Here is a 25,909-nt window from a genome sequence, read left to right on the forward strand (position 1 = left end):
GTTCGTTTCACACCTTGTCCCATCGGGTTCTCCATGTATTGGGGGGAAAGGTGTAAACCATATTCAGGACGGGACATGCCAGACAAAAAAAGAGCAAGGTTGGCACCTTGCTCAAGGACGGGCTAGCGCCGTTTTGGCGCATTCATGCTGCTGTTGGCACGCCAGATGCAAAGACTAGATTGTCCTGCATAAGGATATGTGTGTGATTGTTACCCCAATGTTCAGGTATTCAGGCCATTTCTCGCGAAATGGCCTCTTTTTTGGCTGATTGTCGGACGTTGGCCTGCCACAGGCAGTCATGAGTGCCGCTGGTTGTGCCCGTTTGGGGCATCTCCTTGGTGAACTTATCCCATCATGGTGCGTTTGAAGGCTTAGTTGGCAAAGCCGCTCATGTCGATCACCAGCTTGCCTACCATGCGGCCCGCTTCAACCTCGGCATGGGCCTGAGCCAGCGTGACCGGGGTCAGTGAGGGGATGGTTCTGGTCAGGGTGGTCTGCAGTACCCCTTCATCGACCAGTGCCGCCACCCGGCAGAGCAGGTGGTGCTGTTCGATCATGTCCGGTGTCTGGAACAGGGATCGGGTGAACATGAACTCCTGGCTGAAGGTGACGCTCTTGCTCTTGAGCAGGGAGAGATCCCACGGCTCGCTCGATTCGGCGATGGTGCAGATATGGCCAAACGGGCGGATCAGCCCTGCCATGGTGGCCCAGTGCTCGGCGGTGGCGTTGGTGCAGAAGATGGCATCGACCTGAGTGATGCCAAGGGCGGTCAGCTCCTCCTGCAACTTGTGGTGGTTCACGACCTGATGGGCGCCCATCTCGAGGCACCACTCGCGGCTCTCGGGGCGGGAGGCGGTAGCAATCACCTCCATGTCGGTGAGCTGGCGGGCCAGCTGGATGGCGATGGAGCCCACGCCACCGGCGCCGCCGATGATCAGCAGTTTGCCACGACTTTCGCGGGTAAGAGCGAAGCGCTCGAACAGGGTCTCCCAGGCGGTGATGGCGGTGAGCGGCAGGGCGGCGGCCTCCACATCGCTCAAGCTGGTGGGGGCGATGGCGGCGATGCGCTCATCCACCAGTTGCAGGGCGCTGTTGCTGCCCGGACGGCTGATATCGCCGGCATACCAGACTCGGTCGCCCGCCTTGAACAGGGTCACTTCGCTGCCAGTGGCGATCACTTCCCCCACCGCATCCCAGCCCAGCACCCGGGGCGAGCTTTCAATTTTGGCCTTGGGGGAGCGCACCTTGGTATCCACCGGATTGACGGAGGTGGCGGTGACCCGCACCAGCAGATCCCGCGGGCCCGGAACCGGATCGGGCAGGTTGGCGGCGATGAAGCAGTCGGGGTGGTCGCTTGGCAGATAGTGAGTCAGGGCAATGGCTTTCATGGTTTTTCCTTTCAAATCGCTGTGTTCGGGATTGCCACTCACTCTAGTCTGGTTGATTATCAAGATTAAGATGGGTAATCGGCAAAGACTGTTTGAATATATGAACAATGTCGATCTGGAGTTGATGGGGCTGTTTGCCACCGTGGTGGAGCAGGGAAGCTTTACCCGAGCCGCCGAGCTGCTCGGTATGCCCAAGTCGTCGGTGAGCCAGAAGATCTCGCGGCTCGAATCCCAGCTCGGGGTGCGGCTGTTGCAGCGTACCACTCGCAGGTTGAGCCTGACGCCGCAGGGGGAGCTCTATGTGGAGCACTGTCAGGGGCTGCTGGCACTGGCCCGTAGCGCCAATCTGGCGATGGCACGGCTGCGCTCGGCCCCGGCGGGGCGGGTGCGGATCACCGCCCCCGAGGCGACCGGCACCCTGCTGCTTGGCCGGATCCTCGCCGAGTTTCGCGCCCTCTATCCCGAAGTGGTGCTGGAGCTGACCCTGAGTGACGATCAGCTCGATCTGGTGGGGGAAGGTTATGATTTGGCGCTGCGGGCGGCGCCGCTGAAAGACTCCAGCCTTATCTGTCGGCGTATCGGTCAGGTGGCGCGTCATCTGGTGGCTGCGCCCGCCTATCTGGCGGCCCACGGTATGCCGCAGCAGTTGAGCGAGCTGGGCCGTTATGCCTGTCTGGTGCACTCGGCCATGCCGGTGTGGCCATTGCAGGAGGGGGGCTGGCGGCCGCAGGGGGCCTGTGTCAGCAACAGCTTGCTGGCGCTGCGGGAGATGGCGCTTCATGACGGGGGGATTGCCCTGTTGCCCCACCATGTCTGTGAAGGGGATTTGGCGGCGGGGCGGCTGCAGAAGGTGTTGCCGGATCAGCCCATTCCGGCCAACCCGTTTTACCTTATCTATCCGAGTCGGGAGCATCTGGCTCCCGCCCTGCGCACCCTGATGGATTTCGTGGCCGAGCGGTTGCCGTTTGCCTGAGTTACCAGCTGCTCTGGCTGGCCGACTCCTGATTGGGTTTGAGGCCGAGGGGGACCGACTGGCGCTCCGCCAGCATGCGGATCTGCCCTTCAATCAGGCTGGCGCTGGGGCCCAGCACCAGCACCAGCTGGTGGTCGTTGAGCTGGATCCAGGAGAGGCAGCCCAGGCCCAGCAGGCGAGATTCATCCACCAGTGAAATATCGCGCACCCGCAGGCTGAGGCGGGTGATACAGACACTCATCGCCACCAGATTGTCCATCCCGCCCAGCACCTTGAGGTACTGGATCGCCAGCATCTGCGGGTCTGAGGGGGCAACGCTGGCAAGGCGCGGATGCTCCACCGCGATGGGCTTGCTCGGCATGCTGAGGGGGGCACGCTCCAGCAGTTGGTAAAAGAGCAGGGTGTAGGCGACGAAAAACAGGATACCGACCGGGATGAGCCAGAAGCTGTGCTCCCCTGCCTGATAGCTCAGCACCAGATCCAGCAGACCGGCGGAGAAGTAACTGCCCACCTTGATCCCCAGCCCGCTACAGACAGCGAGCGATAGCCCGGTCAACAGAGCGTGGGCGAGAAACAGCCAGGGGGCGGTAAAGGCGAACAGAAATTCGATGGGCTCTGTGATCCCCACCAGTGCCGAGGTGAGCGCCAGGGTGAGCAGCAGCCCGCCCTGTGGCAGCCGCTGCATCCGTTGGCGATGCAGCCAGATGGCAAAACAGGCGCCCGGCAGGCCGAACATGATGATGGGGTAGAGACCGGCCACATACCCTTCATGAAGGGGCTGGGCGGTGGCCAGCGCCTGCAGGTTGCTCTCGCCAAGGCCGATGACGCTGCCCAATACCTGATGCAGCCCGAGCGGGATCAGCAGTCGGTTGAGGGTGCCGTAGCAGAAGGCGCCAAACGGCGTGGTGAGCAGCTCGGAGGTGAGCAGGGTCAGCCCGCGCTCCAGTGGCGGCCACAGTAGCGAGAGGGGGATGGCGATCAGCAGGCAGGCCAAGGCCGACACCAGCAGGCTGGGAAACTCCCCCCTGGCGATCTGCAGCCAGCGGGGCAGCGTTTGCTGGTGAACCCAGGGATAGATAATGGCGGTGGTGAGTCCCGCCAGCAGGCCGCAGATCATGTCGGCGTGCAGGTTGGGGGCCAGCGTATTGAAGGCGGTGCTGAGCAGCAGGAAGTTGACCGCACCCGCCAGCGTCTGCCCGCCCAGCTCTTGCCGACTCAGGCCAAAGGCGATCGCCACCGCATAGATAAGCGGCATCTGGCTGAAGATCGCCTGACCGGTGAGGGAGAGCACCGCCAAATCGAGCACGTCGGGTTGACCAAGCCGGTATATCAGCGCCGCCATCGGCAGGATGGAGACGGGCAGCAGCAGGGCATAACCGAGCCGCTGCAGGGCTTGAGTAACGACTTGTCGAGTGGCTTTAACGGGCATACAGCGGCTACGTTCTGTGACTTGGCGCACAGTTTAACCGGAAAACACCTATTTGGGGATAGTTTTGGAACCCCTAATTTATATTTTTATTATTTCTGCCCGAAAAGCTCGCGCACTTCCCGCGAGGGCGGTGCCGTCAGCAGGCTGACCGTGATAAAGACCACCAGTGCCAGCGTGAGGCTTGGCACGATGGCGTGCAGGCCAGCCAGCTTGATCCCCCACTGACTGAGTACCCCATAGCAGACGATGCCGCTGACCATGCTGGCCAGCGCGCCCGGGCCGTTGGCCCGCGACCAGTAGAGGCCGAGCACCAGTGGCCAGAGGAACACCGCCTGCAGACCGCCAAAGGCGAGCAGGTTGAGCCAGATGATCATCTCGGGCGGTTGCAACGCCGCCAGCAGCACCAGGGTGCCGAGGATCAGGGTGCAGAGCAGGGAGAGGCGCGGAATGCGCACTTCCAGCTTCTCCTGCTTTGGACTCAGATAGTTGAGATAGAGATCCTTCACCAGAGTGGCGGAAGCCTGGATCAGCTGGGAGTCGATGGTGGACATGATGGCCGCCATCGGCGCCGCCAGAAAGACCCCGGCCAGCCAGGGGGGCAGCACTTCCATCATCAGGGAGGGCATGATCTTGTCCGGGCTGTCCATGCCCGGCAGGATGGCGCGGCCGAGGGCGCCCGCCAGATGCATGCCGAACATCAGCAGGGCGCTGACCACAGTACCGATCAGAATGCCGCGATGGAGCGCCTTGCTGTCGCGATAGCCAAAACAGCGCAGCGCCGAGTGGGGTAGCCCCACCACCCCGACACAGACCAGGATCCAGAAGCTCAGCATAAAGGGCTGGGTCAGCATGTCGCCGGCCCCTTGCGGGCTTACCAGCTTGGGATCGATCTCCCTGAGCTGGTGGATAAGGTTCGGCAGCCCGTCACCGGCAATCAGAATTCCTGCCAGCAGGGCGCCGGTGCCGATCAGCATGATGATCCCCTGCAGGGCATCGGTCATCACCACGGCGCGGAAGCCGCCGATGATGGTGTAGAGCAGCACACAGCTGGCAAACAGCATCAACCCCTGCTGGTAGGAGAGGCCGGTAGCGGTCTCCAGCAGGCGGGCACCGCCGATAAACTGCACCACCATGGTCGCGATAAAGGCGAGGATGATAGTAACGGAGCCGAGGATCACCACTGCCTTGCTCTGATAGCGGGCCCACAGCATGTCGTTGATGGTCACCGCATTGACCCGGCGGGCGATGATGGCGAACTTCTTGCCCAGTACTCCCAGAGTGAGCCAGACGGTGGGCAGCTGGATCATCGCCAGCAACACCCAGCCCAGACCGATCTTGTAGGCCGCGCCCGGCCCACCGATAAAGGAGGAGGCCGAGGTGTAGGTGGCCACTAGCGTCATCGCCAGCACCAGCCCGCCCATGCTGCGGTTGCCGATGAAGTACTCCTGCACGAAGTTGCCTTCAGCTCTATGACGGCTGGCCCAGAAACCCACCCCCAGCACCAGCACCAGATAGATGAAGAGCGGCAGCATCAGCTCAAGATTCATGGGATGACTCCTTGCCGGAAGGAGCTGGGGTATCGAGGGGGATATCCACAAACAGTCGATCCACCATCAGGGCACATAGTGCGATGAACAGCAGTGGCATCGCCACGCAACTGAGCAGGAACCAAAGGGGAATGTCCCAGCATTCGATCTCTTCCGGGATCAGATAAGCCGTGCCATACCAGGCAAGAAAATAGAGTAGGGTCAGCAGCAGGCAGAAAGCTGCTTCCCGGCGGGCGAGAGCAAAACGGTTCACCTTGGCCTCCGACAATTTTGAGGGGCGCAAGGATAACAAAAAAGGGCCATGTCGCCATGGCCCTTTTTCAGCAGAGGCTCCTTGCGGAGCAGACTTCCACCGGAAGTCCGGTCTCTATCAGAGATCCTTACAGACCCAACTTCTTGTGCAGATAGTGGGCGTTGGTACTGCCACCGTGCAATGTCATCGGGTCTCTATCAGCGATCCTTACAGACCTAACTTCTTGTGCAGGTAGTGGATATTGGTGCCACCGTGCTGGAAGTTTTCGTCTTTCATGATCTCTTTTTGCAGCGGTACGTTGGTCTTGATCCCTTCCACTACCAGCTCGTCCAGCGCATGGCGCATGCGGGCGATGGCAATGTCACGATTCTCGCCGTAGCAGATCAGCTTGCCGATCATCGAATCATAGTGGGGCGGTACCTTGTAACCGGCATAGATGTGGGAGTCCCAACGCACGCCCAGACCACCCGGCGCGTGGAAGCGCTGCACCAGACCCGGAGAGGGCATGAAGGTGGCCGGATCTTCGGCGTTGATCCGGCACTCGATGGCATGACCACGGATGCGGATATCCTGCTGGGTGATCGACAGGGGCTGACCGGCGGCGATGCGCAGCTGCTCCTTGATCAGATCGATACCGGTGACCATCTCGGTGACCGGATGCTCAACCTGGATACGGGTGTTCATTTCGATGAAATAGAACTCGCCGTTCTCGTACAGGAACTCGAAAGTACCCGCACCGCGGTAGCCGATCTCGATACAGGCGCGCACACAGCGCTCGCCGATGAACTTGCGCATTTCGGCGGTGATGCCGGGTGCCGGCGCCTCTTCCACCACTTTCTGGTGGCGACGCTGCATGGAGCAGTCACGCTCGCCCAGATAGAGGGCGTTGCCCTGGCCGTCTGCCAACACCTGAATTTCGATGTGGCGCGGGTTTTCCAGGTACTTCTCCATGTAGACCATGTCGTTCTTGAAGAACTGGCCTGCTTCGGATTTGGTTAGGGCAATGGCGGAGGCTAGCTCGGCCTCGCTGCGTACCACGCGCATGCCACGACCACCGCCGCCACCGGCGGCCTTGATGATCACCGGATAGCCGATGCGCTTGGCAATGGCGGCGTTGCGCTTGGTGTCGTTGTCCACCGGACCGTCAGAGCCCGGTACACACGGTACGCCTGCCTTCTTCATCGCTTCGATGGCGGAGACTTTGTCACCCATCAGGCGGATGGTCTCGGCGCGCGGGCCGATGAAGATGAAGCCGGATTTTTCGACCACTTCGGCAAAATCGGCGTTCTCGGAAAGGAAGCCGTAACCCGGGTGGATGGCCACGGCACCGGTCACCTCGGCGGCGGCGATGATGGCCGGAACGTTGAGGTAGGAGTCGGTACTGGCTGGTTTGCCGATACAGATGGATTCGTCGGCCAGCAGCACATGTTTGAGCTCCCGGTCGGCGGTGGAGTGAACGGCCACTGTCTTTATCCCGAGCTCTTTGCAGGCGCGCAGGATCCGCAGGGCAATTTCACCGCGGTTGGCGATGACTACTTTGTCCAACATGGGTGGCGATTTCCCTTATTCGATGATGAACAGCGGCTCGTCAAATTCGACGGCCTGACCATTTTCAACCAGGATCGCTTTGATCACACCGGCCTTGTCAGACTCGATTTGGTTCATCATTTTCATGGCTTCGACGATGCACAGGGTATCGCCGACATTGACTTGCTGACCCACTTCCACGAACGGCTTGGCTTCCGGGCTGGAGGAGCGGTAGAAGGAGCCAACCATGGGAGAGCGCATCAGGTGACCGCTCGGTGCGGCATCTGCGGCCGGCGCAGCGGCAACCGGGGCGGCGGCTGGAGCGGCAACCGGAGCGGCTGCTTGCTGCATGATCATCTGCGGTGCGGCAGTGACCTGGCCTGCGAAGTTGCGGCTGATGCGAACGGACTCTTCACCTTCGGAGATCTCCAGTTCGGCGATGCCGGACTCTTCAACCAGTTCAATCAGCTTCTTGATTTTGCGGATATCCATTAGCATTCTCTTTCTTCTTTATCTGATCAGTGATTATCAAGCCGCGTGCAGATGGCGCACGGCCGCGGTTAAAGCGAATTGATAGCCATCGGCTCCCAGACCACAAATGACCCCTTTGGCGACATCAGACAGATAGGAGTGATGACGAAACGGCTCCCTGGCATGAACGTTTGACAGGTGAACCTCGATAAAGGGGATGGCGACACCCAGCAGCGCATCGCGGATGGCGACGCTGGTGTGGGTGAAGGCGGCCGGATTGATGATGATGAAATCCACCTGACCCATGGCCTGATGGATGCGGCTGACCAACTCATGTTCGGCGTTGGATTGCAGATGTTCCAGAGTGACACCGAGTTCGCTGGCGTTGAGCTTCAGATCGGCGACGATCTCATCGAGCGTCTTGCTGCCGTAGATACCCGGTTCCCGTTTGCCCAGCAGATTCAGGTTTGGACCGTTGAGCAGGAGAATTCGGCGATGTTGCGACATATTGAGTGCATCCTCGATGATCATGCTGCTATCTGTCAGCTATCTTGTGGACTACCTGAAATCTAGCCATTTTCTGCGCAAATCGGTGTGCCCTGGCACACAGATTTCGCAATTATATTGATTTCGTGAAAATTAGCAGCATTTTACTGGTCTAATCTCTACATCTGGCTATTTATTGAGTACCACCTCCCTGTGCGCCCAGTTTCAGCCGCTCAGGCCGTTTGTACCGCTGTAGAAACAGCAAAGCCGGCACAGGGCCGGCTTTGTCGAGCAACAAACGAAGCGGGATCAGGCTGCTTCCGACTTCTCGCGGATGAGTTTGTCTACTACCCCCGGGTCCGCCAGGGTGGAGATATCCCCCAAGCTGTCGGTCTCGCCGGTGGCGATCTTGCGCAAGATGCGGCGCATGATCTTGCCGGAACGGGTCTTCGGCAACCCCTCCGCCCAGTGGATCACGTCTGGTGTTGCGATGGCACCGATCTCCTTGCGCACCCACTCCTTCACCTCTTTGTGCAGCTCGCGGCTTGGCTCTTCCCCGGCGATCAGGGTGACATAGGCATAGATGCCCTGACCCTTGATCTCGTGAGGAACCCCCACCACCGCGGCTTCGGCGATCTTGGGATGGGCCACCAGCGCCGATTCAATTTCGGCGGTACCCATGCGGTGACCGGAGACGTTCAGTACATCATCCACCCGACCGGTGATCCAGTAGTAGCCGTCCTCGTCGCGACGGGCTCCGTCGCCGGTGAAGTAGCGGCCCGGGAAGGTGGAGAAGTAGGTCTGCTCGAACCGCTCGTGATCGCCGAACACGGTGCGCATCTGACCCGGCCAGGAGTCGGTGATCACCAGGTTGCCCTCGGTAGCCCCCTCCAGCGGTTCGCCCATGTTGTCGACCAGCGCCGGTTGCACCCCGAAGAAGGGACGAGTCGCCGAGCCCGGTTTCAGGTCGGTGACGCCGGGCAGCGGCGTAATCAGGATGCCGCCGGTTTCGGTCTGCCACCAGGTATCGACAATGGGGCAGCGCTCATCGCCAATGGTGCGGTAGTACCACTCCCAGGCTTCCGGGTTGATCGGTTCACCCACCGAGCCCATGATGCGCAGGCTCTGGCGCGAGGTGCCGGTGACAGCTTCGTTGCCCTTGGCCATCAGGGCGCGGATGGCAGTGGGGGCGGTATAGAGGATGGTGACCTGGTGCTTGTCCACCACCTGACTCATGCGGTTGGTGGCCGGGTAGTTGGGCACCCCTTCGAACATGATGGTGGTGGCGCCGTTGGCGAGCGGCCCGTAGACCAGATAGGAGTGACCAGTGACCCAGCCCACATCGGCGGTACACCAGTAGATGTCCTCTTCGTGGTAGTCGAACACATATTTGAAGGTGAGGGTGGCATAGACCAGATAGCCGCCGGTGGTGTGCAGCACCCCCTTGGGTTTGCCGGTGGAGCCGGAGGTATAGAGGATAAAGAGCGGATCTTCGGCGTTCATCGCCTCGGGCGGGCAGTCGCTGCTGACGGTGGCGGTCGCTTCATGCCACCAGATGTCGCGGTGGTTGTGCCAGGCGACATTGCCGCCGGTGCGCTTGAGCACGATCACCTTGTTAACCTGGGTATCCGGGTTGGTGAGCGCTTCATCCACGTTTTTCTTGAGTGGCACCGGACGGCCACCGCGCAGTCCCTCGTCGGCGGTGATCACGATGCGCGAGCCCGAGTCGATGATGCGACCGGCCAGCGCTTCCGGCGAGAAGCCGCCGAAGACGATGCTGTGTACCGCGCCGATGCGGGTACAGGCCAGCATGGCGATGGCGGCTTCGGGCACCATGGGCATATAAAGGCAGACCACGTCGCCGCGGTGAACCCCTTGTGCTTTCAAGACGTTGGCAAACTTGCACACTTCGGCGTGCAATTCGCGATAAGTGAGTTTGCGATCTTCGGCAGGGTTGTCCCCTTCCCAGATGATGGCGACCTTGTCGCCACGCTCTGCCAAGTGGCGATCGAGGCAGTTGGCGGAGACGTTGAGCTGGCCATCCTCAAACCATTTGATGGAGACATGGCCCGGATCGTAGGAGGTGTTTTTTACCTTGGTGTAGGGCTTTATCCAGTCGAGGATTTTGCCCTGTTCACCCCAGAAGGTATCGGGATCCTCGACGGAGGCCTGGTACATGGCGGCGTAGTCGCCCTTGTCGAGCAGGGCGCTGTTGCTGATATGGGGTTTGACCGGATAGACCTTGCTCTCGCTCATCACTCACTCCTTTGAATACATACTTTTAATAATTAAGTAACAACTTATACCTTTGGCTGATGGGGGCAATTAGACTTTTGGATAGACAGCAACATTTGGTTACAGGGTAATGGGTGACACTCAGGTGGTGAGTGAGTAAAAAGGAGGACTTTGATGGATGGAGGTAGTTATGTTCTCTCTATTGCTCTGTGCATCCCTCTGGCAGTTTGATGTGCCTGTACTGGCAGACAAGCCCCCCAAAGAGTTTGCGATTACGCATCAGGAGCCGTCACAGACAGTGCGGGATCGGGTTGCCGATCAGCTTGGCAACGCATGGCAGGCAAAAAAACCGGGGGCCAAATTTTCCCTCAGTGAGCCTGGATCCCGTTACTCTGGCGACTCACCGCTCACACGCATGCTCAATGAGCGGGATGATGGTGGTGTTCCCACCCTGACGTTTGGCAGATAGTCATATCTATCGCCAGGGGATTTTCCCCTGCGGCACCAATGACATCATCATCCTTTGATGAACGCAGTCGACCTGACGTTGCGTACCAATAGATAATCCCTTTTTCCCCTGTTAATGGCTTGTCGGCACAGATGTTCAGCCTGAGTTGCAAGCCCTTGCTACCGTGGTCCTTTTGACATCCCGAGAGAGCGTTATGTCGCTAACAGAGGATGTTTATCATGCGCGATCAGAGCGTTAGTGCTTGAGCTGTGCGGCTTGCTGGCAAAGAGGGCTGACGATGATTGACTCTGTTGTAATGGAATTTGGCAACATGGTTGGCATGTTGCCATTTGGTCAGGAAACCTGGAGTGCGCAGCAACAGGATATCCCCCTGATTGCAGGAAGCAGTTGCATTGTAGAGCCTAATGATGCGATGGGTTTGACTGTCTGTGCGTTTTCATTTGGCTGGACCCAAGATAGGTGGGCGCTGGTAAACGTGGAAGTTGCCTGTGGTGTGAGTGTTACCAGCTGAAGCGATAGCTCAGGGTCAGGTTCACGACGGGTTGCCAATCGCGATCCTTGATGAGCCACTGCTTGGCACCCGCTTCTGCGTCGAGTTGCCACTTTTGCCAAGCCCAACTGTGCTCCAGGGTTAGCCCCCAGTCTCGCCAACCTTCATGAGCATCATAAGCGGCCATGTGTGCCTGACTGCCCCGGGTCAGCCAGAGGTTGAGGGAGAGCCCGGCCGGCAGCGGCAGGCTGTGCTCCATGTACCAGAGCTGGCCATAACGGCCAGTGAGGTCGACGAGCTGGGACAACGTCAATTGATGGTCATCATCCAGCTGCCATCCCAGGCGCCACATAGCACTGAAACGGGTACTATCAACCACTGGCATGGATCCAACTCCCAAGGCGATAAAACTCTTTTCATAGAGAGGTAGTGCCAGCCCGGCACTGCTTCCGTTAGTGAAAAGGAGCCCAACCTGGGTCTCCCGTTCATAACCCCACCAGAGTTGGCTGTGCTGGGTTGCGTTACTACTGGCCTGGTTACTATCCAGTTGCCAGCTGCTGCCCAGTAACAACTCCTTTGCTTGCAATGGTAGCGTCACCAGTATTAGCAGCGACAGCCAATACTTATTTGCCATATAGCCGCGCCCAGTCCCGATCCTGATGCATTCCCATCAGATGACAGATGATGCCGGAGCGCTGGAAAGCATAAATAAGCAGTATGCTGGCGGTGCAGAGCAACATGATAAGGCCAAAACTGTTGGGCAGTATGGTGCCCTGACGGGCGGTCCACCACAGTAGCAAGGGGCCCCACAGGTGCACGAAGATGCTCTTGTGGAAGATGAAGACGGTCAGCGAGTACATGCCGATCCAGTTGAGTGGTCGCCAGCAGAGACGGATATTGTGTTGGTGTAGCCAGAGCACGGTACCGATCACCAGAAACTCCATACCCCAGATCCCGGCTCGGCCGATCATGTCCAGCGCCAGTTCGTGTTCGTTGGCGTAGATGTCGTTGAGCTCGACCGTGCTTGTCTCGCCGAACATGAGATAGATGGCCAGCGCCACCAGCGACAGCGTCAGTACCAGACGGTTGAGGCGATCTCGCCATTGTGGGCGCTGATGCCAGCACCAGCCATAGAGAAAGCCGAAACAGCCACTGGCCATGAAGAGGTCGAGACGGGCATCCAGCTCATAGTCGGGGTGAACGTGCAGCTTCATCCAGCTGTCGATATGGCCGAGCAGATCCTGTACGCCGAGTTGATCCAGTAGCAGGCTTAGAAGGGTCAGCAGGAGCATGCCGCGGATGCCGAACCAGGCATACACCATGGAGAAGAGCGCCAGCAGGCACATCCAGAGCATGACCGGGTAGAACGAGATGGCCTCGCCGAAGTTGGGGGCGATGACCAACCCTTCGACATAGAGCATCAGTATGATGCTGGTAAACAGGGCCAGCTTGCTGCCCAGCTGCGGCTTGAAGCTGGCCTGATCGCGGCGGCTCAGGTTGAATGCGGCCAAGGCCAGGTAGATCTGGCTGACCCAGGGGATTAACCAGGCTGATGCGTGTGCTGTCAGCTGATCCATGGGGAGCAGGTGCCCCGCCATTGCCTTGTGTGATACATAGAAGCTGTCCCACAAGGCATGTTCCCGATTGAAGAAATCGATGTACCAGTAGTTGAGGTAACCGGTGTAGTGCTCGAAGACGGCCATGAAGATGACAAGCCCGCGCAACAGATCGAGGCCTGTGATGCGCGCATCCTGTGGAGGCATACGATTGCTCCTGTGTAGTGTGGCGAAAGGAGCGGCACTATATCGGCTTTTGTAAAACTGAACGGGAGCTGAATGTAAGCAAATATTACGGGGAGCTGTACCGATGTGCTTGTAATGACTGGGAAGTGCCTGACCTTGCTGTCATGATTTGCAATATTATTGGCTGTTTTTTAGCCTTTCTCTCGGCCAAACGCCTGAACACCGCGCACAAATACCAGCCAGCCGAGCAGATGGAACGGGAGGGCAAGCAGATAGAGCAGCAGGAAGTGCGACTCGCTGCCGCTGCTGTTGATGAAGTCGATCCAGGCGGCCAGCAGCGCCAGCATGCCGGCGATCTGGAAGCGGCGGCGCAACACCACCTCGACACCGAGATTGGCAAGGTAGAGGGTGAGCAGGATGCCGGCAAATCCGGTGAGCTGGGCGGTGCCGTAGAGCTCGCGATCCGGGTTGAACAGCAGCGAGATCAGGGGAGTAATGCCCTGATCCAGCGGGATCAGGGCCAGCAGCCAGCATGCAATCAGAAGCAGGGCTGTCTTCATCGCGGCCTCAGTCGGCAGACGGTGCCGGTTTGACCAGAGAGAGGTAGTTGGCATCCATCTTGAGGAAGACCCCCAGCAGACGGGCACTGGCGCCGTAGAAGCCAAACCGGTCGGCGGCGCGACAGGCGCTTTCGAACTTGTCAAACCAGCCCAGCAGATGGCCGTGCAGCAGCGCTTCCTGCTCGTCGAGCCAGCGTTCCCGCTCGGCCGCGCTCTTGGCTTCCGCTGCGCGGATGATGAGATTGCCCATCAGATCCAGCTCGATGGCCAGATGGTCGGCAGGCTCTTTGTATTTATCACTAACATTGATGCCGAGGCGATCGAGGCGGGCCTGCATCTCGGCCATCGGGGCCTGCATCAGTAGCTTGGCTTCACCACGGTAGAGCGATTCGTAGGGCAGGGCGCCCTGCTTGGGATCCACCAGAAACAGACCGGCGAAGTCGGCGGCCAGTTCCAGTTGGCGATCCGGGCGCACCAGCAGGCGGGCGATGGCCTCGTTGAGTTCGGCCACGGCTTCGCGCATCGGATCCAGGGTGGAGAGGCTTTTCAGGAAGCTTCGCACATCATAGGTGTCATATTCGGCGATCTGCTCATCACTGAGTTCGGCGGCGAACAGGGTGGAGAACCACCAGTAGAGTTCGGCCCGGCGTTCGCTGGTAGCCATAAATTCCTGCATTTTTCCTCCGTGGATGGCAATCGGGAGCCTTGATGGCTCCCGATTCTAACGACTTTAAAAATAAAGGAAACTCAAGGGGTCGCTTTCGTCCCCTTGGGGTCAGAGTGCCGGGAACATGGGGTCGATGCCCTTGGCCGATTCCGGCGCGCCGAAGGCAGTGACGGCGGGTGCCTGTCCGCGGAACTTCTCGATCTCCACCAGCGCGGTATGGGCCGTGGTGGCCTGCGCCAGGCTGGAGGAGCCGATGTCGGCAGTCAGCACGTTGGGATCGCCGTAGGTACAGAGAGTCCCTACCTTGCCGCCCTCTTGCGGGCCATACCAGGCTCCTTCCTGAATGCGCACCACGCCGGGGGCGTAGTCATCGCTCACCACCAGCCCGGCCAGTACCTGACCGCGTCCGTTGAACACTCGCACCAGATCGCCGTCCTTGAGGCCGCGGGATTTGGCATCCTGCGGATTCATGTAGACAGGTTCGCGACCCTGCACTGTGTAGGTGGCGCGATAGTTGTCGGAGGAGCAGAGCTGGCTGTGCAGCCGCTTGTCCGGGTGGCAGGATTGCAGGTGCAGCGGGTACTGTTTGCTGCCCGGCCCGCCGTGGGAGCGCTCGTAGGGCTCGATCCAGACCGGATGGCCCGGGCAATCCCCATAGCCGTAGTCGGCGATGGTCTTGGAGTAGATCTCGATGAGACCGGACGGGGTACCCAGCGGTTCCAGATCCGGCTCCTGACGGAACGACTCGTGACGCACCCAGGGTTGGCCCGCCGGGAAGGTGACGAAACCTTCGCCGTGCCAGAACTGGCTGAAACGGGGCAGACGAATGCCGATGCCGCGGCCCTGCAGGCGGGCATCGTCATAGATGCTCTGGATCCACTCCAGCTTGCTCTTGCCACCGGTGAACTCGGTCTCGCGACCGAAGCGACGGCAAAGATCGGCAAAGATGTCGTAGTCATCGCGCGCCTCGAACAGCGGCTCCACCACCTTGTACATGGCCAGAATGCCCGCGTTGGAGTGGGAGCCCCACTGCTCGATGTCATCCCGCTCATAGGTGGTGGTGGCGGGCAGCACGATATCGGCAAAACGGCAGCTGGCCGTCCACTGGTGATCGATGCTGACCACGGTTTCCAGCTTGCGCCAGGCCGCGACCATCTTGTTGCGATCCTGCTGGTGGTGGAACGGGTTGTTGCCGCAGAACACCGCCATCTTCATGTGGGGGTAGGTGATGGTCTGGCCGTTGAAGGCGATCTGCTTGCCCGGATTGAGGATGCAGTCGACGAAACGGGCCACCGGAATGAATTTGGAGTAGCCCTTCCAGTCGCCGTCATGGAGTGGTTTAACGCCGGGGATGACCGAGCTGAAACCGGACATGATGGGGCCGCTGGAGGTGATGGTGCCCGCCCCGTTGTAGTGCCAGCCAAAGCCGTAACCGCCCCCCGGCAGGCCGATCTGACCAATCATCGAGGCCAGTACCACTAGCATCCAGGCGTACTGCTCGCCGTGGTGCATGCGCTGTACACACCAGCCGCCGATAAGCTGGGTGCGGCCGCTGCTCATGGCGCGGGCCAGCTCGCGGATGGTCTCGGCTGGTACGCCACAGATGGCGGCGGCCCACTCGGCGTCCTTCACCTGACCATCGCTGGTGCCCAGCAGGTAGGGCAGGAACTTGTCAAAGCCGGTGGTGTAGTTCTTCAGGAACGCTTCGTCGTGGCGCTTCTCGCTGTAGAGGGTGTGGGCGATGCCCAGCATCAGAGGTACGTCGGTCTGCGGATTCAGGGTCACCTGATCGCAATTGAGGTACTTCTGGGTCTTGGATTTGACCGGGTCGACACTGATCACCCGGATCTCGCCCTTGGCTACCTTCTCTTTCAGCTGTGCCCAGTAGTCGTAGACGCTGTGATCCGGCACCAGCCAGCCCACCTGCAGGTTCTTGATGGGATCGGAGCCCCAGATGACGATGGTCTTGCTGTGTTCCAGCACCAGCGGCCAGGAGGTCTGCTGTTCATACACCTCCATGGCGCCCGCCACGTGGGGCAGGATCACCTGGGCGGCACCGGTGGAGTAGTCACCGGCCTTGGCCAGATAGGTGCCGTGCAGGTTCATGGCGCGCCCCAGCATGGCGCCAGCGGAGTGCAGCTTGCCCACAGACTGCCAGCCGGAGTGACCGGCATAGAGGGCGCTCGGGCCATAGGTCTTCTGCACCCGCTCCAGCTCGTGATAGAAAAAATCGAGCGCCTGAGACCAGGTCACCCGCACGAAGCGGTTTTGGCCGCGTTCGCTGGTGTCGGACTGGTGCCCCTTGCGTAGCCAGTCCAGCCGCACCATGGGGTAGCGGATGCGGGAGGGGTTGTAGACCACTTCACTCAAGGCTTTGAGCATGTCTGTGGGGTGCTTGTCGTGCTCGAACGGCAGGGTCTCGACCCAGCGCCCATCGACCACCCGGGCGCGGAAGGCGCCCCAGTGGGAGCCGGACTGCACCAGCTTGTCGCCAGACTCGGCGGCCATCACGGCGCGACCGAGCAGGGAGGGGCCGATCAGGGCAGAGGCACCGCTGGCCAGCAAGCCACCCAGAAAACCACGACGGGAAATATTGATCATCTTGTTATTCCTCTTTCGAATCCGGACTTAGTGGCTGCCCTGACCACCGGTATCGGCGGCATGGTTTTGCAGGTATTTGAGCAGGGTGCGCTCCTCTTCCTTGCTCAGGCGATAGTAGGCAGACATCGCCTTGAGTCCCGAAATCCAGCCGTTGGCAGTGAAGTGAGCGGGATCCGGCGCGCCGTGGCAGGAGTTGCAGGTGGATTTGTACATCTCGCCGGCGTAATCCCAGATCGGCTTGAGCGAGGACTCAAAGCCCTTGCCATCGACCCAGGCCTGCACCTGAACCTGTTCCCACTTGATATGGGTGGCGCTGTCGGTCTCCTGTTTGAGCACTTTCTCGCTCGCTTTAAGTTCGTCACGGATGGTGGCGACGAAGACCCGCTTGCCCATGTATTCGCTCAGCACCCGGCCCTTGCCATCGCTCTCGCGCCACCCTTCGATGGTCACCTTGAGGCGATCGCCGCTGCGGTCAACGACGTCGATGCGGGAGGCGGGCAGCAGTTTGCCGACCGGGTCGCTGCTCTGTTCGCTGGCATAGAGATCTTTTTCACCCAGGTTGTAGAGGGTCTCGGCGGCTGGCGCCTCTTGCGCGTCGTTGACCAGGGTGGCGTAAGTGGCCCGGAAGCCGCCCGCCATGTTGGGCAGTTCGTGGGCGATGCCCTTGTGGCACTCGATGCAGTTCATGTTCTTCGCCGCCGCATCTTTCATCGCCAGCGCAGCCGCCGGGGACTGCTTGGCGTGATCCATGTTGTCGTAGCTGTGGCAGGACTTGCAGGTCTTGGAGTTCTGGCTGCTCATCCGTGCCCACACCTTCTCGGCCAGATGCAGGCGCCGGTCCTCGAACTTCTCCTGGGTGTCGATGCTGTGGCCTATGTACTCCTGATAGAGGTCGTTGGCCGCCTCCATCTTGCGGGCCACCTTGCCGACGAAATCCTTCGGCTGGTGACAGTCGGTACAGACCGCCTGTACCCCTGAGGCATTCTTGAAGTGGATGGACTCCTTGTACTCCGGATAGACGGTGTCTTTCATGGAGTGGCAGGAGATACAGAATTCGAGGCTGCTGGTTTTCTCAAAGCCATAGTGCAGACCGACGGTGCCCGCGAGGGTGACGCCGACGCCCACCAGAAGCAGCGCCAGTACCGACCAGCGGCGGCTGGGGGTGCGCAGGAAGTGCCACAGTTTTTTCATCATGCTCTCTCACATCACTTTTTTGATGGGAGCCATGATAGGGAGGCGTTGTGAACAGAGCTGCCGCCACAAATTAATGAAATAGGGGTATTTATGACAAAATGTGAATAGAATAATCCTCCCTTGTCGACCATCGTGAACCCTGCCCATGAGCTACCACATTCTGGTTGTTGAAGATGATGCGGTTACCCGCGAGAAGCTGACCGGCTATTTCGAGCGGGAGGGCTATCGGGTGACGGCGGTCGAAAACGGCCAGGAGATGCGCGCCGTGCTGGCGGAGCAGACGGTCGATCTGGTGATGCTGGATATCAACCTGCCGGGGGAAGATGGTCTGCTGCTGACCCGTGAACTGCGGGCGCGCAGCACGGTGGGGATCATTCTGGTCACCGGCCGCAGTGATGCGGTGGACCGGATAGTCGGCCTCGAGATGGGGGCCGATGACTATGTCACCAAGCCGTTCGAGCTCAGGGAACTGCTGGTGCGGGTCAAGAATCTGCTGTGGCGGATCTCGCTGGCGGCCGCCGTGCCGAGCGAGCCTGCGGTGGCTGACGATGCGGTGCGCTTTGGCCCCTGGCGTTTTGACATTCCCCGTCGCCAGCTCAGCAAGGACGGAGTGCCGGTGCGTCTGACCAAGGCGGAATATGAAGTGCTGGTGGCCTTTGTCGCCCATGCCGGGCGGGTGCTCAGTCGGGAGCGGATCCTGACCCTCATCAGCCATCGCGGCGATGGCCCGAGCGATCGCACCATAGACGTGTTGATCCGGCGGCTGCGCGGCAAGATGGAAGCGGATCCGCGGGATCCCCAGCTGTTTGTCACCGTCCATGGTGAAGGCTATCTGTTTGCCGGTGAGATAGCCTCCTGATCCCGTTGCGGCGGCCTTGACCTGTTTGACCGGGTATCAGACCGGCGGGCGGGTATCAAATTGCGGGCAGTCGTCGCCAATCTGGTGCCAGGGCGCCTTGGAGCCGACAAAGATGTGAAACGCGGGCCGCTGGCTCGGCACATCGTCCAGTACCCCCAACCGCAGGTTGATCTTGCCGCTGCTGCTCTTCTGGCTGAACAGGCTGGAGCCGCAGTGACGGCAGAAGGCCAGGGTGGTCTCTGCAGATTTCCGGTAGCGGCCGATGGCCTCTTCTCCCTTCACTATGGTGACCTTGCTGCCATCCAGTCCGCCGACCGAGGCGTAATCTCCCCCTGAAAACTTGCGGCATTCGCCGCAGTGGCAGTTACCCATATAGTCGAACTGATCCGGCAGGGTCAGGGTGACGGCGCCACACAGGCAGCTGGCATGTAACTCTTTCATCTCTTCTCCTTGAGTGTGCTGATCGGATTTGGAACGGCTATTCGACCCGATAGACGGGACGAAAAGCGCCATCCGAGAGGGAATCTGCGGGGTCGGCCAGCGGTGCAGAGAGCGTCAGAATGGGTGGCCCCATCACCCGTGGGCACTGCTCGGCATTGGCATCAGGATGTTGCAGCAGGCAGACCGCCTGAGCGACCGCAAGACGCCCCTGCAGCCGCATCTGATCGCTGTTGGCGGCCAGGATCTTGCCCCGGTGCAGGCCCCGCTGTATCCCGTGGCTGAAGTAGGTGCTCAGCACCTGGGGCCTGTCGAGATGGCGCTGCGCCAGCTCGTTGACCGCCACTTCGGCGGCGATGGCGCCCCCCACCAGATAGTCGAGGTCGGGATAGCGGGCCAGCGTCTGCTGCACCAGCGTGCGCTGGATTTCCCGGCTGTTGTCGCCGCGCTCTGTGGTGACCAGCTTGATGGCGCTCCCCTTGATGGCGTCGGCAAAGCCCGGCTCGACGAAGTTGTTGCCACCACTCGCCTGCGGGCCGGGGAAGAGGGCGACCGAGACCGGTTTGCTGCCGGCGGGGTGGCGCTGCGCCAGCCAGTGGCCAATCTGCCAGCCCATCTGGTACCAGGAGACCCCCACCTTCGCCTGCACCAGACCGCTGGGCAGATCGTTGACCAGTCCAAAGAGCGGCAGCGGCGTGGCCTTGATGGCCTCGCGCAGGCCCTGATAGCTCACTGCGCCGAGCAAGATGGCATCGCTTCCTTCCTGCACGCAGCGTTGCAACTGCTGGCGCTGCTCGGCGAGGGCGCCGTACCCCCCCGCTTCGTGGATCTGCAACTTGACTCCCAGCCGCTTCGCCTCGTCAACCATGCCCTGATTGACCGAAAGCCAGTAGGCGTCGCGCAGATGGGGGTAGAGGGCACAGAGGGTCAGCGGTTTGGTTGCGGCGGCGGGTTCCGGCCACTGCTGGCGCACCGGCTGGCCGCTGAATTCGCCGCCGGGCCAGATATCGACTGAAAAGGCGAGGGCGGCGCGAGGCAGCGTGAGCAACCACATGAGCAACAACGGGGAGAGATAGACGCTTCGCATGGCCAGGGGTTTTGTTAAAGTGTTGGGCCATATTATCCGGTCAAAGCCGACCACAACCAAGGGACTTCCCGTGAGAATCTTTTCCGGCCTGGGTGGCAAGTTGCTGCTGGCCTTCTCCCTGATGGCGTTGCTGACCCTGAGTGCTTCCCTGCTGGGCTGGGTGGGGCTTAGCCATCTGCGCCAGCTAGAGCAAGGGGTGCAGCAGACTCTGGCCGATCAGGAGCTGGCGCGCACGCTCTCTCGCCTCAGCGGCGAGATCCAGAGCGCGTCACGGCTGCTGGCCACCGCAACCAGCGAGCAGGAGCGGGAGCATCAGGGACGCTTGCTCACTCTGCAGGGACAACAGCTGCAGCAGGTGCTGGCGCAACTTGGTCGTGGGCAGGGTTCAACAAGCCTCGATCAGCTCAGTCAGAGCATCATCGGCAATCTGGGTCAGCAGGGCTGGTTGGTGGGGGAGCGGTTGACCCTGATGGCGCAGGGTGAAGCGCAGCGTGCCCGTCTGGTGGCGGCGGCCGGGCAAATTGCCGAGCTGGCGCGCAGCCAGATGGAGAACGCCGAAACCGTGATGGTGGCGGGATTGGGTTCCCTCTACCAACAGCAAGGTGCGCAGGCGGCCCGGACGCTGGATCGCTTGCTGGAGCAAGATCTCGACTGGCTGGAGCAGATGACCGAGCTGCGCCATCGCACCCTGATGCAGCAGCAGCGCATCGAAGAGATGTGGCGCAGTGAACGGCAGGAACAGTTGCAAACGCTATTGCAAGAGGGGCAGCGGGAGCTGGCTATCTTGCAACTGCGGGCCGGGGCGGTGACCGATCCGGCCCGCCGGCAGGCGGTGGAGCAGGCGCTGACCGTGCTGGTGCAGAGCGACAAGCTGGTGCAACTGCGCAGCGACTGGCTCGGCAAGGGGGAGGCGCTGCGGGTGCTGGCCAGTGCCAATGAGGCTTTGATGAGCAGTCTCAACCAGCAGGTCGGAGAGCTGGTCAGCCGTGCCCGCGATTCGCTGGGGCAGAGCCAGCAGGCGCTAAGTCAGCGCCTCAGGCTGCTGGAGCAGGCGCTGATGGCCATTGGCCTGCTCACCCTGCTACTGCTGATGCTGCTGATGTGGCGCATGGTCTATGGCCGGATCGTCTGGCCGCTGCAACGGGCGGTGGCGGGGATGAGCCGGTTGGCGCGCGGGGATCTGGCCCCCCTTGAGCCGATCGCCGGGTCGGGGCGCGATGAGCTGGCGGAGCTGGGCCGGGCCCTGCAGGTGTTTCGTGACAATGCGGTGGAACTGGGTCGCTATCAGCGTGAGCTGGAGTCGCGGGTCGAGGAGCGCACCGGCCAGCTCAGCCACGCCAACGAGCGGCTCAATGAGGAGGTGGAGAAGCAGCGGCAGGCCCGCGCCGAGGCTGAACAGGCCAACCGGGCCAAGTCGGTATTTCTCGCCACCATGAGCCACGAGATCCGCACCCCCATGAACGGGATTCTGGGGGGCCTGACGCTGCTGGAAGATACTTACCTCAGCGATACCCAGCAGCGCTATCTGGCTGCTATCGAGCACAGTGGCGAATCCCTGCTGGAGATCCTCAACGATATCCTCGACTACTCAAAAATAGAGGCGGGCCATGTGGAGGCGCGCCGCGAGCCTTTCCCCCTGTTCCAGCTGGTGGATGAGCTGGGCGAGCTGTTTCGGCCAAAGGCGGCAGCCAAAGGGGTGACCTTGGCGCTGGAATATGCGCCCGGGCTGGCGCCGGTGGTCGAGGGGGATCTGGGCAAGCTGCGCCAGGTGCTCGGCAACTTGCTCGGCAATGCGGTCAAGTTTACCGCCCGTGGCCAGATTACCCTGACGGTGGCGCCTCTTGCCTGCCAAGGCCCTTGCGCCGAGCCCTGCATCCGCTTCGTAGTGCGCGATACCGGCCCCGGCATTCCGGCCGATGAGCAGGAGGCGGTGTTCGAGGCGTTTCGCCAGCGCAAGCGCGATATAGGCCATCAGGGCGGCACCGGACTGGGACTGGCGATCAGCCGCAAGCTGGTGGCCGCCATGGGGGGCGAGCTGATCCTTGCCAGCGAGCCGGGCAAGGGGTGTGAATTCAGCTTCAGCTTGCCCTTGCAGCGCTCGAGCGCCCAGCTGCCTGCCGAGGCGCAGCTGCTGCACCTTGGCCAGTCCCGTGACATCCTGCTGGTGGAGGATAACGAGATCAACCGGTTGGTGGCGCACGGCATGCTGACCCGCCTCGGCCATCGCGTCACCCTGGCGGAGGATGGTCGCAGCGCACTGGCGCTGGTGACCGAGCGCCCCTTCGAGCTGGCGCTGCTCGATATCAATCTGCCCGATATGGACGGTATGACTCTGCGCGAGGATCTGGCCGCCATCAGCGAGGAGATGCATGAGCGGTCGCTGCCCGCCATCGCCATCTCGGCCCAGATGTATCCGGAGGATATCCGCCACTGCCTTGCCGCCGGCTTCGTCGATTTTGTCGGCAAGCCGGTGCGGCTGGCGGTGCTGGCGAACGCCATCGATCAGCTGTTTCGGCAAGAGGGCGCTTCTATCGAGCCACAGGTGCAATTACCTGCAGCCGCGCCCCCAACTAACCAGCCCGAGTGGACCAATCCGGTGCTGGACGCCGATCTGCCCCTGCTCGGCATGGCGCGGATCCGCCAGCTGGTCGCGCTGTTTGAGTCGCAAGGGCGGGTGTTGGTGGATAAGTTGGCTCAGGGTGAGGGGAGTGAGCAACGTCAGCTGGCGCACAAGCTCAAGGGGAGTGCGCTGGCGCTGGGGTTGACCGAATTTGCCAGCCACTGTGCGGCTCTTGAGGCGGGATGCGGTGAGCCTGCGGCAATCGGGGCGCAATTTGACGCGGCGGTGAGCGGGTTGCAGCAGTGGTTGGCGGCCAACAGGGATGCGCAGCCCTGATCCCTGCTGGCGATGTACGGCGTTTAGGGAGGGTAGCCAGCCCCTGCGCCGTTTATTCGATCTCGCGAAACAGCACCTGCTTGCACTTGGCACAGACCCATTCCCGGCGAAAATCTGTCAGGTGTACCATGCCCACCTCCAGCAACTCATGGTGGCCGCAGTGATAACAGAAGATGATATCGCCATCGACTGATTCAGGGTGGGCCACCAGATAGTCGGCTTTGGTGGGGAGCTGCTCCCACGAGGTGGTGGGGACATGCTTGCGTTGGCTGGTGTAGTAGACCCAGTAGAACAGAAAAAAGACCGCCAGGATCACGAATGTCAGCAGATGGTCCATCTTGAACTCCTCCGGTTAGGTGCAGCCCCTCGGATGCATGGCTGCAATCAGCTCCATCATCATTAAATTTGTTTCGAATGAATATGCTACAGGATGGATAAAGAGGGCGTTGTGATCCCCTTCGGGTTTTGCCCGCCCACCACGGGATGAAAAATGTGCCGTTTGGCGGAGCGGCCAGGGTATTGAACGGGGAGGGAATCTTGCTTTTTACAACATAAATTCAACATTTTTTTAGGTGGTTGGACTGTCTCTTTGATCCAGCTCACGTTACAATGCCCGCGCCCACTTCACCTAACGCGCAAACGATTTTCAGGAGAGAAACGGATGTTGAAACGTGACATGACCATCGCCAATTATGATCCGCAATTGTGGCAGGCCATCACAGACGAAACCCGTCGTCAGGAAGAGCATATCGAGCTGATTGCGTCTGAGAACTACACCAGCCCCCGTGTCATGGAAGCCCAGGGCTCCCAGCTGACCAACAAGTACGCCGAAGGTTACCCCTCCAAGCGTTACTACGGTGGTTGCGAGTATGTGGATGTGGTCGAAACCCTGGCCATCGAGCGCGCCAAAGAGCTGTTCGGTGCCACCTACGCCAACGTGCAGCCGCACTCCGGCTCCCAGGCCAACAGCGCCGTTTACATGGCTCTGCTGCAGCCGGGCGACACCGTACTGGGCATGAACCTGGCCCACGGCGGTCACCTGACCCACGGCTCTCCGGTCAACTTCTCCGGCAAGCTTTACAACATCGTGCCTTACGGTATCGATGAGTCCGGCAAGATCGACTACGACGACATGGAACGTCAGGCTGTCGAGCACAAGCCGAAGATGATGATCGGCGGCTTCTCTGCCTACTCCGGCATCGTTGACTGGGCCCGCATGCGCGAAATCGCCGACAAGGTCGGTGCCTACCTGTTCGTCGACATGGCTCACGTGGCTGGTCTGATTGCCGCTGGCGTCTACCCGAACCCGGTTCCCCACGCTCACGTGGTCACCTCTACCACTCACAAGACCCTGGCCGGTCCGCGCGGTGGTCTGATCCTCTCCGCCGCTGACGACGAGGAGCTCTACAAGAAGCTCAACTCTGCCGTCTTCCCAGGTGGTCAGGGTGGCCCGCTGATGCACGTCATCGCCGGTAAAGCCGTTGCCTTCAAAGAGGCGCTGGAGCCGGAGTTCAAGACCTATCAGGCTCAGGTCGTGAAAAATGCCAAGGCGATGGCTGCCACCTTTATCGAGCGCGGTTACAAGATCGTCTCCGGTGGTACCGACAACCACCTGATGCTGGTTGACCTGATCGGCCGCGAGCTGACCGGTAAGGATGCTGACGCTGCGCTGGGCAAAGCCAACATCACCGTCAACAAGAACTCCGTGCCCAACGACCCGCGCTCCCCGTTCGTCACCTCCGGTGTGCGTATCGGTACCCCGGCCATCACCCGCCGCGGTTTCAAGGAAGCCGAGTCCATCGAGCTGACCCACTGGATCTGCGACGTACTGGACAACCACGACAACGATGCTGTGCTGGCCACCGTACGCGAGAAGGTGCTGGATATCTGCCGCCGCTTCCCGGTTTATGGCTGATAAGTCAGACCATCCGGTTTGAGACCAATGCCACCTGCGGGTGGCATTGTTTTTTCTGGCTTTTACCGGTTTTGGATGGCCGTGCTACACTGGCCGACCTAGATCCTGGCCCGCCGGGCCGGTCCCTGTTCCATTAACGCCGGAGGTCCGATGCATTGCCCATTCTGTAGTGCGGTTGATACCAAGGTGATCGATTCCCGTCTGGTGGCAGAAGGCCATCAGGTGCGCCGCCGTCGTGAGTGTCTGCTCTGTCACGAGCGTTTTACCACCTTCGAGATGGCCGAGCTGGTGATGCCCCGCGTCATCAAGTCCAACGGTTCCCGCGAGCCGTTCAATGAAGACAAGCTGCGTGCCGGCATCCTGCGGGCGCTGGAGAAGCGCCCGGTGAGCATGGAGGCCATCGAAAAGGCGGTCAACCATATCAAATCCCGCCTGCGTGCCACCGGCGAGCGCGAAGTCGCCTCCGAGCTGGTGGGCAATCTGGTGATGGATGAGCTCAAGAGTCTGGACAAGGTGGCCTATATCCGCTTTGCCTCCGTCTATCGCAGCTTCGAAGATATTCGCGAGTTCGGTGAAGAGATCGCCAAATTGGAGAAATGATGGTATCGGATGGGCAAGTGGATATCCGCTTCGCCCCTCTCTACCTCAGGACACGAAGATATTCGCGAGTTCGGCGAAGAGA

24 protein-coding genes are annotated in these 25,909 nt (G+C 60.7%); 7 read left to right on the forward strand and 17 right to left on the reverse strand.

All coding sequences use genetic code 11. From position 1 onward, the window contains the following. Positions 1 to 371 precede the first annotated feature (371 nt). Positions 372 to 1,388 (reverse strand): zinc-binding alcohol dehydrogenase family protein, encoded by a 1,017-nt coding sequence (locus G5179_RS16010; RefSeq protein WP_167556680.1) that lies wholly within the window; start codon positions 1,386 to 1,388, stop codon positions 372 to 374. A gap of 100 nt (positions 1,389 to 1,488) precedes the next feature. On the opposite strand from G5179_RS16010, the gene G5179_RS16015 reads away from it, so the two are divergent. Then, complete coding sequence (locus G5179_RS16015) at positions 1,489 to 2,361, forward strand: LysR family transcriptional regulator (RefSeq protein ID WP_162504381.1); 873 nt, start codon at positions 1,489 to 1,491, stop codon at positions 2,359 to 2,361. 1 nt (position 2,362) lies between these two features. On the opposite strand, the gene G5179_RS16020 is transcribed toward G5179_RS16015, so the two are convergent. From G5179_RS16020 to acs, 7 genes are all read right to left on the reverse strand, one after another. Further along, the gene (locus G5179_RS16020) at positions 2,363 to 3,790 is read right to left on the reverse strand and encodes a PTS transporter subunit EIIC (protein ID WP_042080616.1); all 1,428 of its coding nucleotides are present in this window, start codon (positions 3,788 to 3,790) and stop codon (positions 2,363 to 2,365) included. 89 nt (positions 3,791 to 3,879) lie between these two features. After that, positions 3,880 to 5,337 (reverse strand): sodium/pantothenate symporter, encoded by a 1,458-nt coding sequence (gene panF / locus G5179_RS16025; RefSeq protein WP_216979392.1) that lies wholly within the window; start codon positions 5,335 to 5,337, stop codon positions 3,880 to 3,882. Next, entirely contained in the window at positions 5,327 to 5,590 is a 264-nt protein-coding gene (locus G5179_RS16030) for a DUF997 family protein (RefSeq protein WP_254204220.1), read from the reverse strand. Before G5179_RS16030 ends, panF begins: the two co-directional genes overlap by 11 nt. 207 nt (positions 5,591 to 5,797) lie before the next feature. Beyond that, on the reverse strand, positions 5,798 to 7,138 hold the full coding sequence (accC, locus tag G5179_RS16035) for an acetyl-CoA carboxylase biotin carboxylase subunit (protein ID WP_216951972.1): 1,341 nt from the start codon (positions 7,136 to 7,138) through the stop codon (positions 5,798 to 5,800). Between the two features lie 15 nt (positions 7,139 to 7,153). Continuing rightward, positions 7,154 to 7,609, reverse strand: a complete 456-nt coding sequence (gene accB / locus G5179_RS16040) for an acetyl-CoA carboxylase biotin carboxyl carrier protein (RefSeq protein ID WP_216951971.1) — start codon at positions 7,607 to 7,609, stop codon at positions 7,154 to 7,156. A gap of 36 nt (positions 7,610 to 7,645) precedes the next feature. Continuing rightward, on the reverse strand, positions 7,646 to 8,095 hold the full coding sequence (aroQ, locus tag G5179_RS16045; protein ID WP_139743401.1) for a type II 3-dehydroquinate dehydratase: 450 nt from the start codon (positions 8,093 to 8,095) through the stop codon (positions 7,646 to 7,648). A gap of 288 nt (positions 8,096 to 8,383) precedes the next feature. After that, entirely contained in the window at positions 8,384 to 10,330 is a 1,947-nt protein-coding gene (gene acs, locus G5179_RS16050) for an acetate--CoA ligase (RefSeq protein ID WP_421258711.1), read from the reverse strand. A gap of 169 nt (positions 10,331 to 10,499) precedes the next feature. Here acs and G5179_RS16055 point away from each other — a divergent pair, with 169 nt between their 5' ends. Continuing rightward, positions 10,500 to 10,778, forward strand: a complete 279-nt coding sequence (locus tag G5179_RS16055; protein ID WP_216951969.1) for a hypothetical protein — start codon at positions 10,500 to 10,502, stop codon at positions 10,776 to 10,778. Between the two features lie 277 nt (positions 10,779 to 11,055). Next, positions 11,056 to 11,289, forward strand: a complete 234-nt coding sequence (locus G5179_RS16060) for a hypothetical protein (protein ID WP_216951968.1) — start codon at positions 11,056 to 11,058, stop codon at positions 11,287 to 11,289. Here G5179_RS16060 and G5179_RS16065 read toward each other — a convergent pair. The 6 genes from G5179_RS16065 to torC all read right to left on the reverse strand — a co-directional run bounded on the left by G5179_RS16065 (position 11,279) and on the right by torC (position 18,032). Further along, entirely contained in the window at positions 11,279 to 11,902 is a 624-nt protein-coding gene (locus tag G5179_RS16065) for a MipA/OmpV family protein (protein WP_216951967.1), read from the reverse strand. The two genes, G5179_RS16060 and G5179_RS16065, sit on opposite strands and share 11 nt — an antisense overlap. Then, a complete protein-coding gene (locus G5179_RS16070; protein ID WP_421258712.1) occupies positions 11,892 to 13,031 on the reverse strand; it encodes a hypothetical protein in 1,140 nt (379 codons plus the stop codon). The genes G5179_RS16065 and G5179_RS16070 overlap by 11 nt, the downstream gene beginning before the upstream one ends. Positions 13,032 to 13,201: 170 nt before the next feature. Next, a complete protein-coding gene (locus G5179_RS16075) occupies positions 13,202 to 13,570 on the reverse strand; it encodes a hypothetical protein (protein ID WP_421258713.1) in 369 nt (122 codons plus the stop codon). Between the two features lie 7 nt (positions 13,571 to 13,577). Further along, positions 13,578 to 14,246, reverse strand: a complete 669-nt coding sequence (gene torD, locus G5179_RS16080) for a molecular chaperone TorD (RefSeq protein ID WP_021230390.1) — start codon at positions 14,244 to 14,246, stop codon at positions 13,578 to 13,580. A 99-nt stretch (positions 14,247 to 14,345) separates the two neighbouring features. Beyond that, the gene (torA, locus tag G5179_RS16085; RefSeq protein ID WP_421258714.1) at positions 14,346 to 16,838 is read right to left on the reverse strand and encodes a trimethylamine-N-oxide reductase TorA; all 2,493 of its coding nucleotides are present in this window, start codon (positions 16,836 to 16,838) and stop codon (positions 14,346 to 14,348) included. A 27-nt stretch (positions 16,839 to 16,865) separates the two neighbouring features. Next, complete coding sequence (gene torC / locus G5179_RS16090) at positions 16,866 to 18,032, reverse strand: pentaheme c-type cytochrome TorC (RefSeq protein ID WP_080771394.1); 1,167 nt, start codon at positions 18,030 to 18,032, stop codon at positions 16,866 to 16,868. Between the two features lie 145 nt (positions 18,033 to 18,177). Between torC and torR the strand changes: the two genes are divergently transcribed. After that, positions 18,178 to 18,891, forward strand: a complete 714-nt coding sequence (gene torR, locus G5179_RS16095; protein ID WP_167572487.1) for a two-component system response regulator TorR — start codon at positions 18,178 to 18,180, stop codon at positions 18,889 to 18,891. Between the two features lie 36 nt (positions 18,892 to 18,927). On the opposite strand, the gene G5179_RS16100 is transcribed toward torR, so the two are convergent. Together G5179_RS16100 and torT are read right to left on the reverse strand one after the other, a co-directional pair. Further along, positions 18,928 to 19,332 carry a GFA family protein gene (locus tag G5179_RS16100; RefSeq protein WP_421258715.1) on the reverse strand — a complete coding sequence of 135 codons (405 nt, stop codon included), beginning with the start codon at positions 19,330 to 19,332 and terminating at the stop codon, positions 18,928 to 18,930. Between the two features lie 37 nt (positions 19,333 to 19,369). Then, positions 19,370 to 20,416, reverse strand: a complete 1,047-nt coding sequence (torT, locus tag G5179_RS16105; protein WP_421258716.1) for a TMAO reductase system periplasmic protein TorT — start codon at positions 20,414 to 20,416, stop codon at positions 19,370 to 19,372. Positions 20,417 to 20,486: 70 nt separating this feature from the next. Between torT and torS the strand changes: the two genes are divergently transcribed. Continuing rightward, the gene (gene torS / locus G5179_RS16110) at positions 20,487 to 23,312 is read left to right on the forward strand and encodes a TMAO reductase system sensor histidine kinase/response regulator TorS (RefSeq protein ID WP_421258717.1); all 2,826 of its coding nucleotides are present in this window, start codon (positions 20,487 to 20,489) and stop codon (positions 23,310 to 23,312) included. A gap of 52 nt (positions 23,313 to 23,364) precedes the next feature. Here the strand turns inward: torS and G5179_RS16115 are convergent, their stop codons facing one another. Continuing rightward, complete coding sequence (locus tag G5179_RS16115; protein WP_005343504.1) at positions 23,365 to 23,649, reverse strand: hypothetical protein; 285 nt, start codon at positions 23,647 to 23,649, stop codon at positions 23,365 to 23,367. A gap of 324 nt (positions 23,650 to 23,973) precedes the next feature. On the opposite strand from G5179_RS16115, the gene glyA reads away from it, so the two are divergent. Together glyA and nrdR are read left to right on the forward strand one after the other, a co-directional pair. Further along, the gene (gene glyA, locus G5179_RS16120) at positions 23,974 to 25,227 is read left to right on the forward strand and encodes a serine hydroxymethyltransferase (protein WP_005338884.1); all 1,254 of its coding nucleotides are present in this window, start codon (positions 23,974 to 23,976) and stop codon (positions 25,225 to 25,227) included. Between the two features lie 150 nt (positions 25,228 to 25,377). Beyond that, positions 25,378 to 25,827, forward strand: a complete 450-nt coding sequence (gene nrdR, locus G5179_RS16125) for a transcriptional regulator NrdR (protein WP_005338880.1) — start codon at positions 25,378 to 25,380, stop codon at positions 25,825 to 25,827. Positions 25,828 to 25,909 lie beyond the last annotated feature (82 nt).

Source organism: Aeromonas sp. 600886, assembly GCF_049174935.1.
GTDB classification, from domain to species: domain Bacteria; phylum Pseudomonadota; class Gammaproteobacteria; order Enterobacterales; family Aeromonadaceae; genus Aeromonas; species Aeromonas veronii_A.

Coding starts and splice junctions, on each gene's coding strand:
- torD (WP_021230390.1), bottom strand. CDS start 14,246: ATGCAGGAATTTATGGCTACCAGCGAACGCCGGGCCGAACTCTACTGG.
- torA (WP_421258714.1), bottom strand. CDS start 16,838: ATGATCAATATTTCCCGTCGTGGTTTTCTGGGTGGCTTGCTGGCCAGC.
- acs (WP_421258711.1), bottom strand. CDS start 10,330: ATGAGCGAGAGCAAGGTCTATCCGGTCAAACCCCATATCAGCAACAGC.
- G5179_RS16100 (WP_421258715.1), bottom strand. CDS start 19,332: ATGAAAGAGTTACATGCCAGCTGCCTGTGTGGCGCCGTCACCCTGACC.
- accB (WP_216951971.1), bottom strand. CDS start 7,609: ATGGATATCCGCAAAATCAAGAAGCTGATTGAACTGGTTGAAGAGTCC.
- G5179_RS16075 (WP_421258713.1), bottom strand. CDS start 13,570: ATGAAGACAGCCCTGCTTCTGATTGCATGCTGGCTGCTGGCCCTGATC.
- G5179_RS16020 (WP_042080616.1), bottom strand. CDS start 3,790: ATGCCCGTTAAAGCCACTCGACAAGTCGTTACTCAAGCCCTGCAGCGG.
- accC (WP_216951972.1), bottom strand. CDS start 7,138: ATGTTGGACAAAGTAGTCATCGCCAACCGCGGTGAAATTGCCCTGCGG.
- G5179_RS16055 (WP_216951969.1), top strand. CDS start 10,500: ATGTTCTCTCTATTGCTCTGTGCATCCCTCTGGCAGTTTGATGTGCCT.
- glyA (WP_005338884.1), top strand. CDS start 23,974: ATGTTGAAACGTGACATGACCATCGCCAATTATGATCCGCAATTGTGG.
- torR (WP_167572487.1), top strand. CDS start 18,178: ATGAGCTACCACATTCTGGTTGTTGAAGATGATGCGGTTACCCGCGAG.
- G5179_RS16065 (WP_216951967.1), bottom strand. CDS start 11,902: ATGGCAAATAAGTATTGGCTGTCGCTGCTAATACTGGTGACGCTACCA.
- panF (WP_216979392.1), bottom strand. CDS start 5,337: ATGAATCTTGAGCTGATGCTGCCGCTCTTCATCTATCTGGTGCTGGTG.
- G5179_RS16115 (WP_005343504.1), bottom strand. CDS start 23,649: ATGGACCATCTGCTGACATTCGTGATCCTGGCGGTCTTTTTTCTGTTC.
- G5179_RS16015 (WP_162504381.1), top strand. CDS start 1,489: ATGAACAATGTCGATCTGGAGTTGATGGGGCTGTTTGCCACCGTGGTG.
- torC (WP_080771394.1), bottom strand. CDS start 18,032: ATGATGAAAAAACTGTGGCACTTCCTGCGCACCCCCAGCCGCCGCTGG.
- torT (WP_421258716.1), bottom strand. CDS start 20,416: ATGCGAAGCGTCTATCTCTCCCCGTTGTTGCTCATGTGGTTGCTCACG.
- G5179_RS16060 (WP_216951968.1), top strand. CDS start 11,056: ATGATTGACTCTGTTGTAATGGAATTTGGCAACATGGTTGGCATGTTG.
- aroQ (WP_139743401.1), bottom strand. CDS start 8,095: ATGTCGCAACATCGCCGAATTCTCCTGCTCAACGGTCCAAACCTGAAT.
- G5179_RS16010 (WP_167556680.1), bottom strand. CDS start 1,388: ATGAAAGCCATTGCCCTGACTCACTATCTGCCAAGCGACCACCCCGAC.
- nrdR (WP_005338880.1), top strand. CDS start 25,378: ATGCATTGCCCATTCTGTAGTGCGGTTGATACCAAGGTGATCGATTCC.
- G5179_RS16070 (WP_421258712.1), bottom strand. CDS start 13,031: ATGCCTCCACAGGATGCGCGCATCACAGGCCTCGATCTGTTGCGCGGG.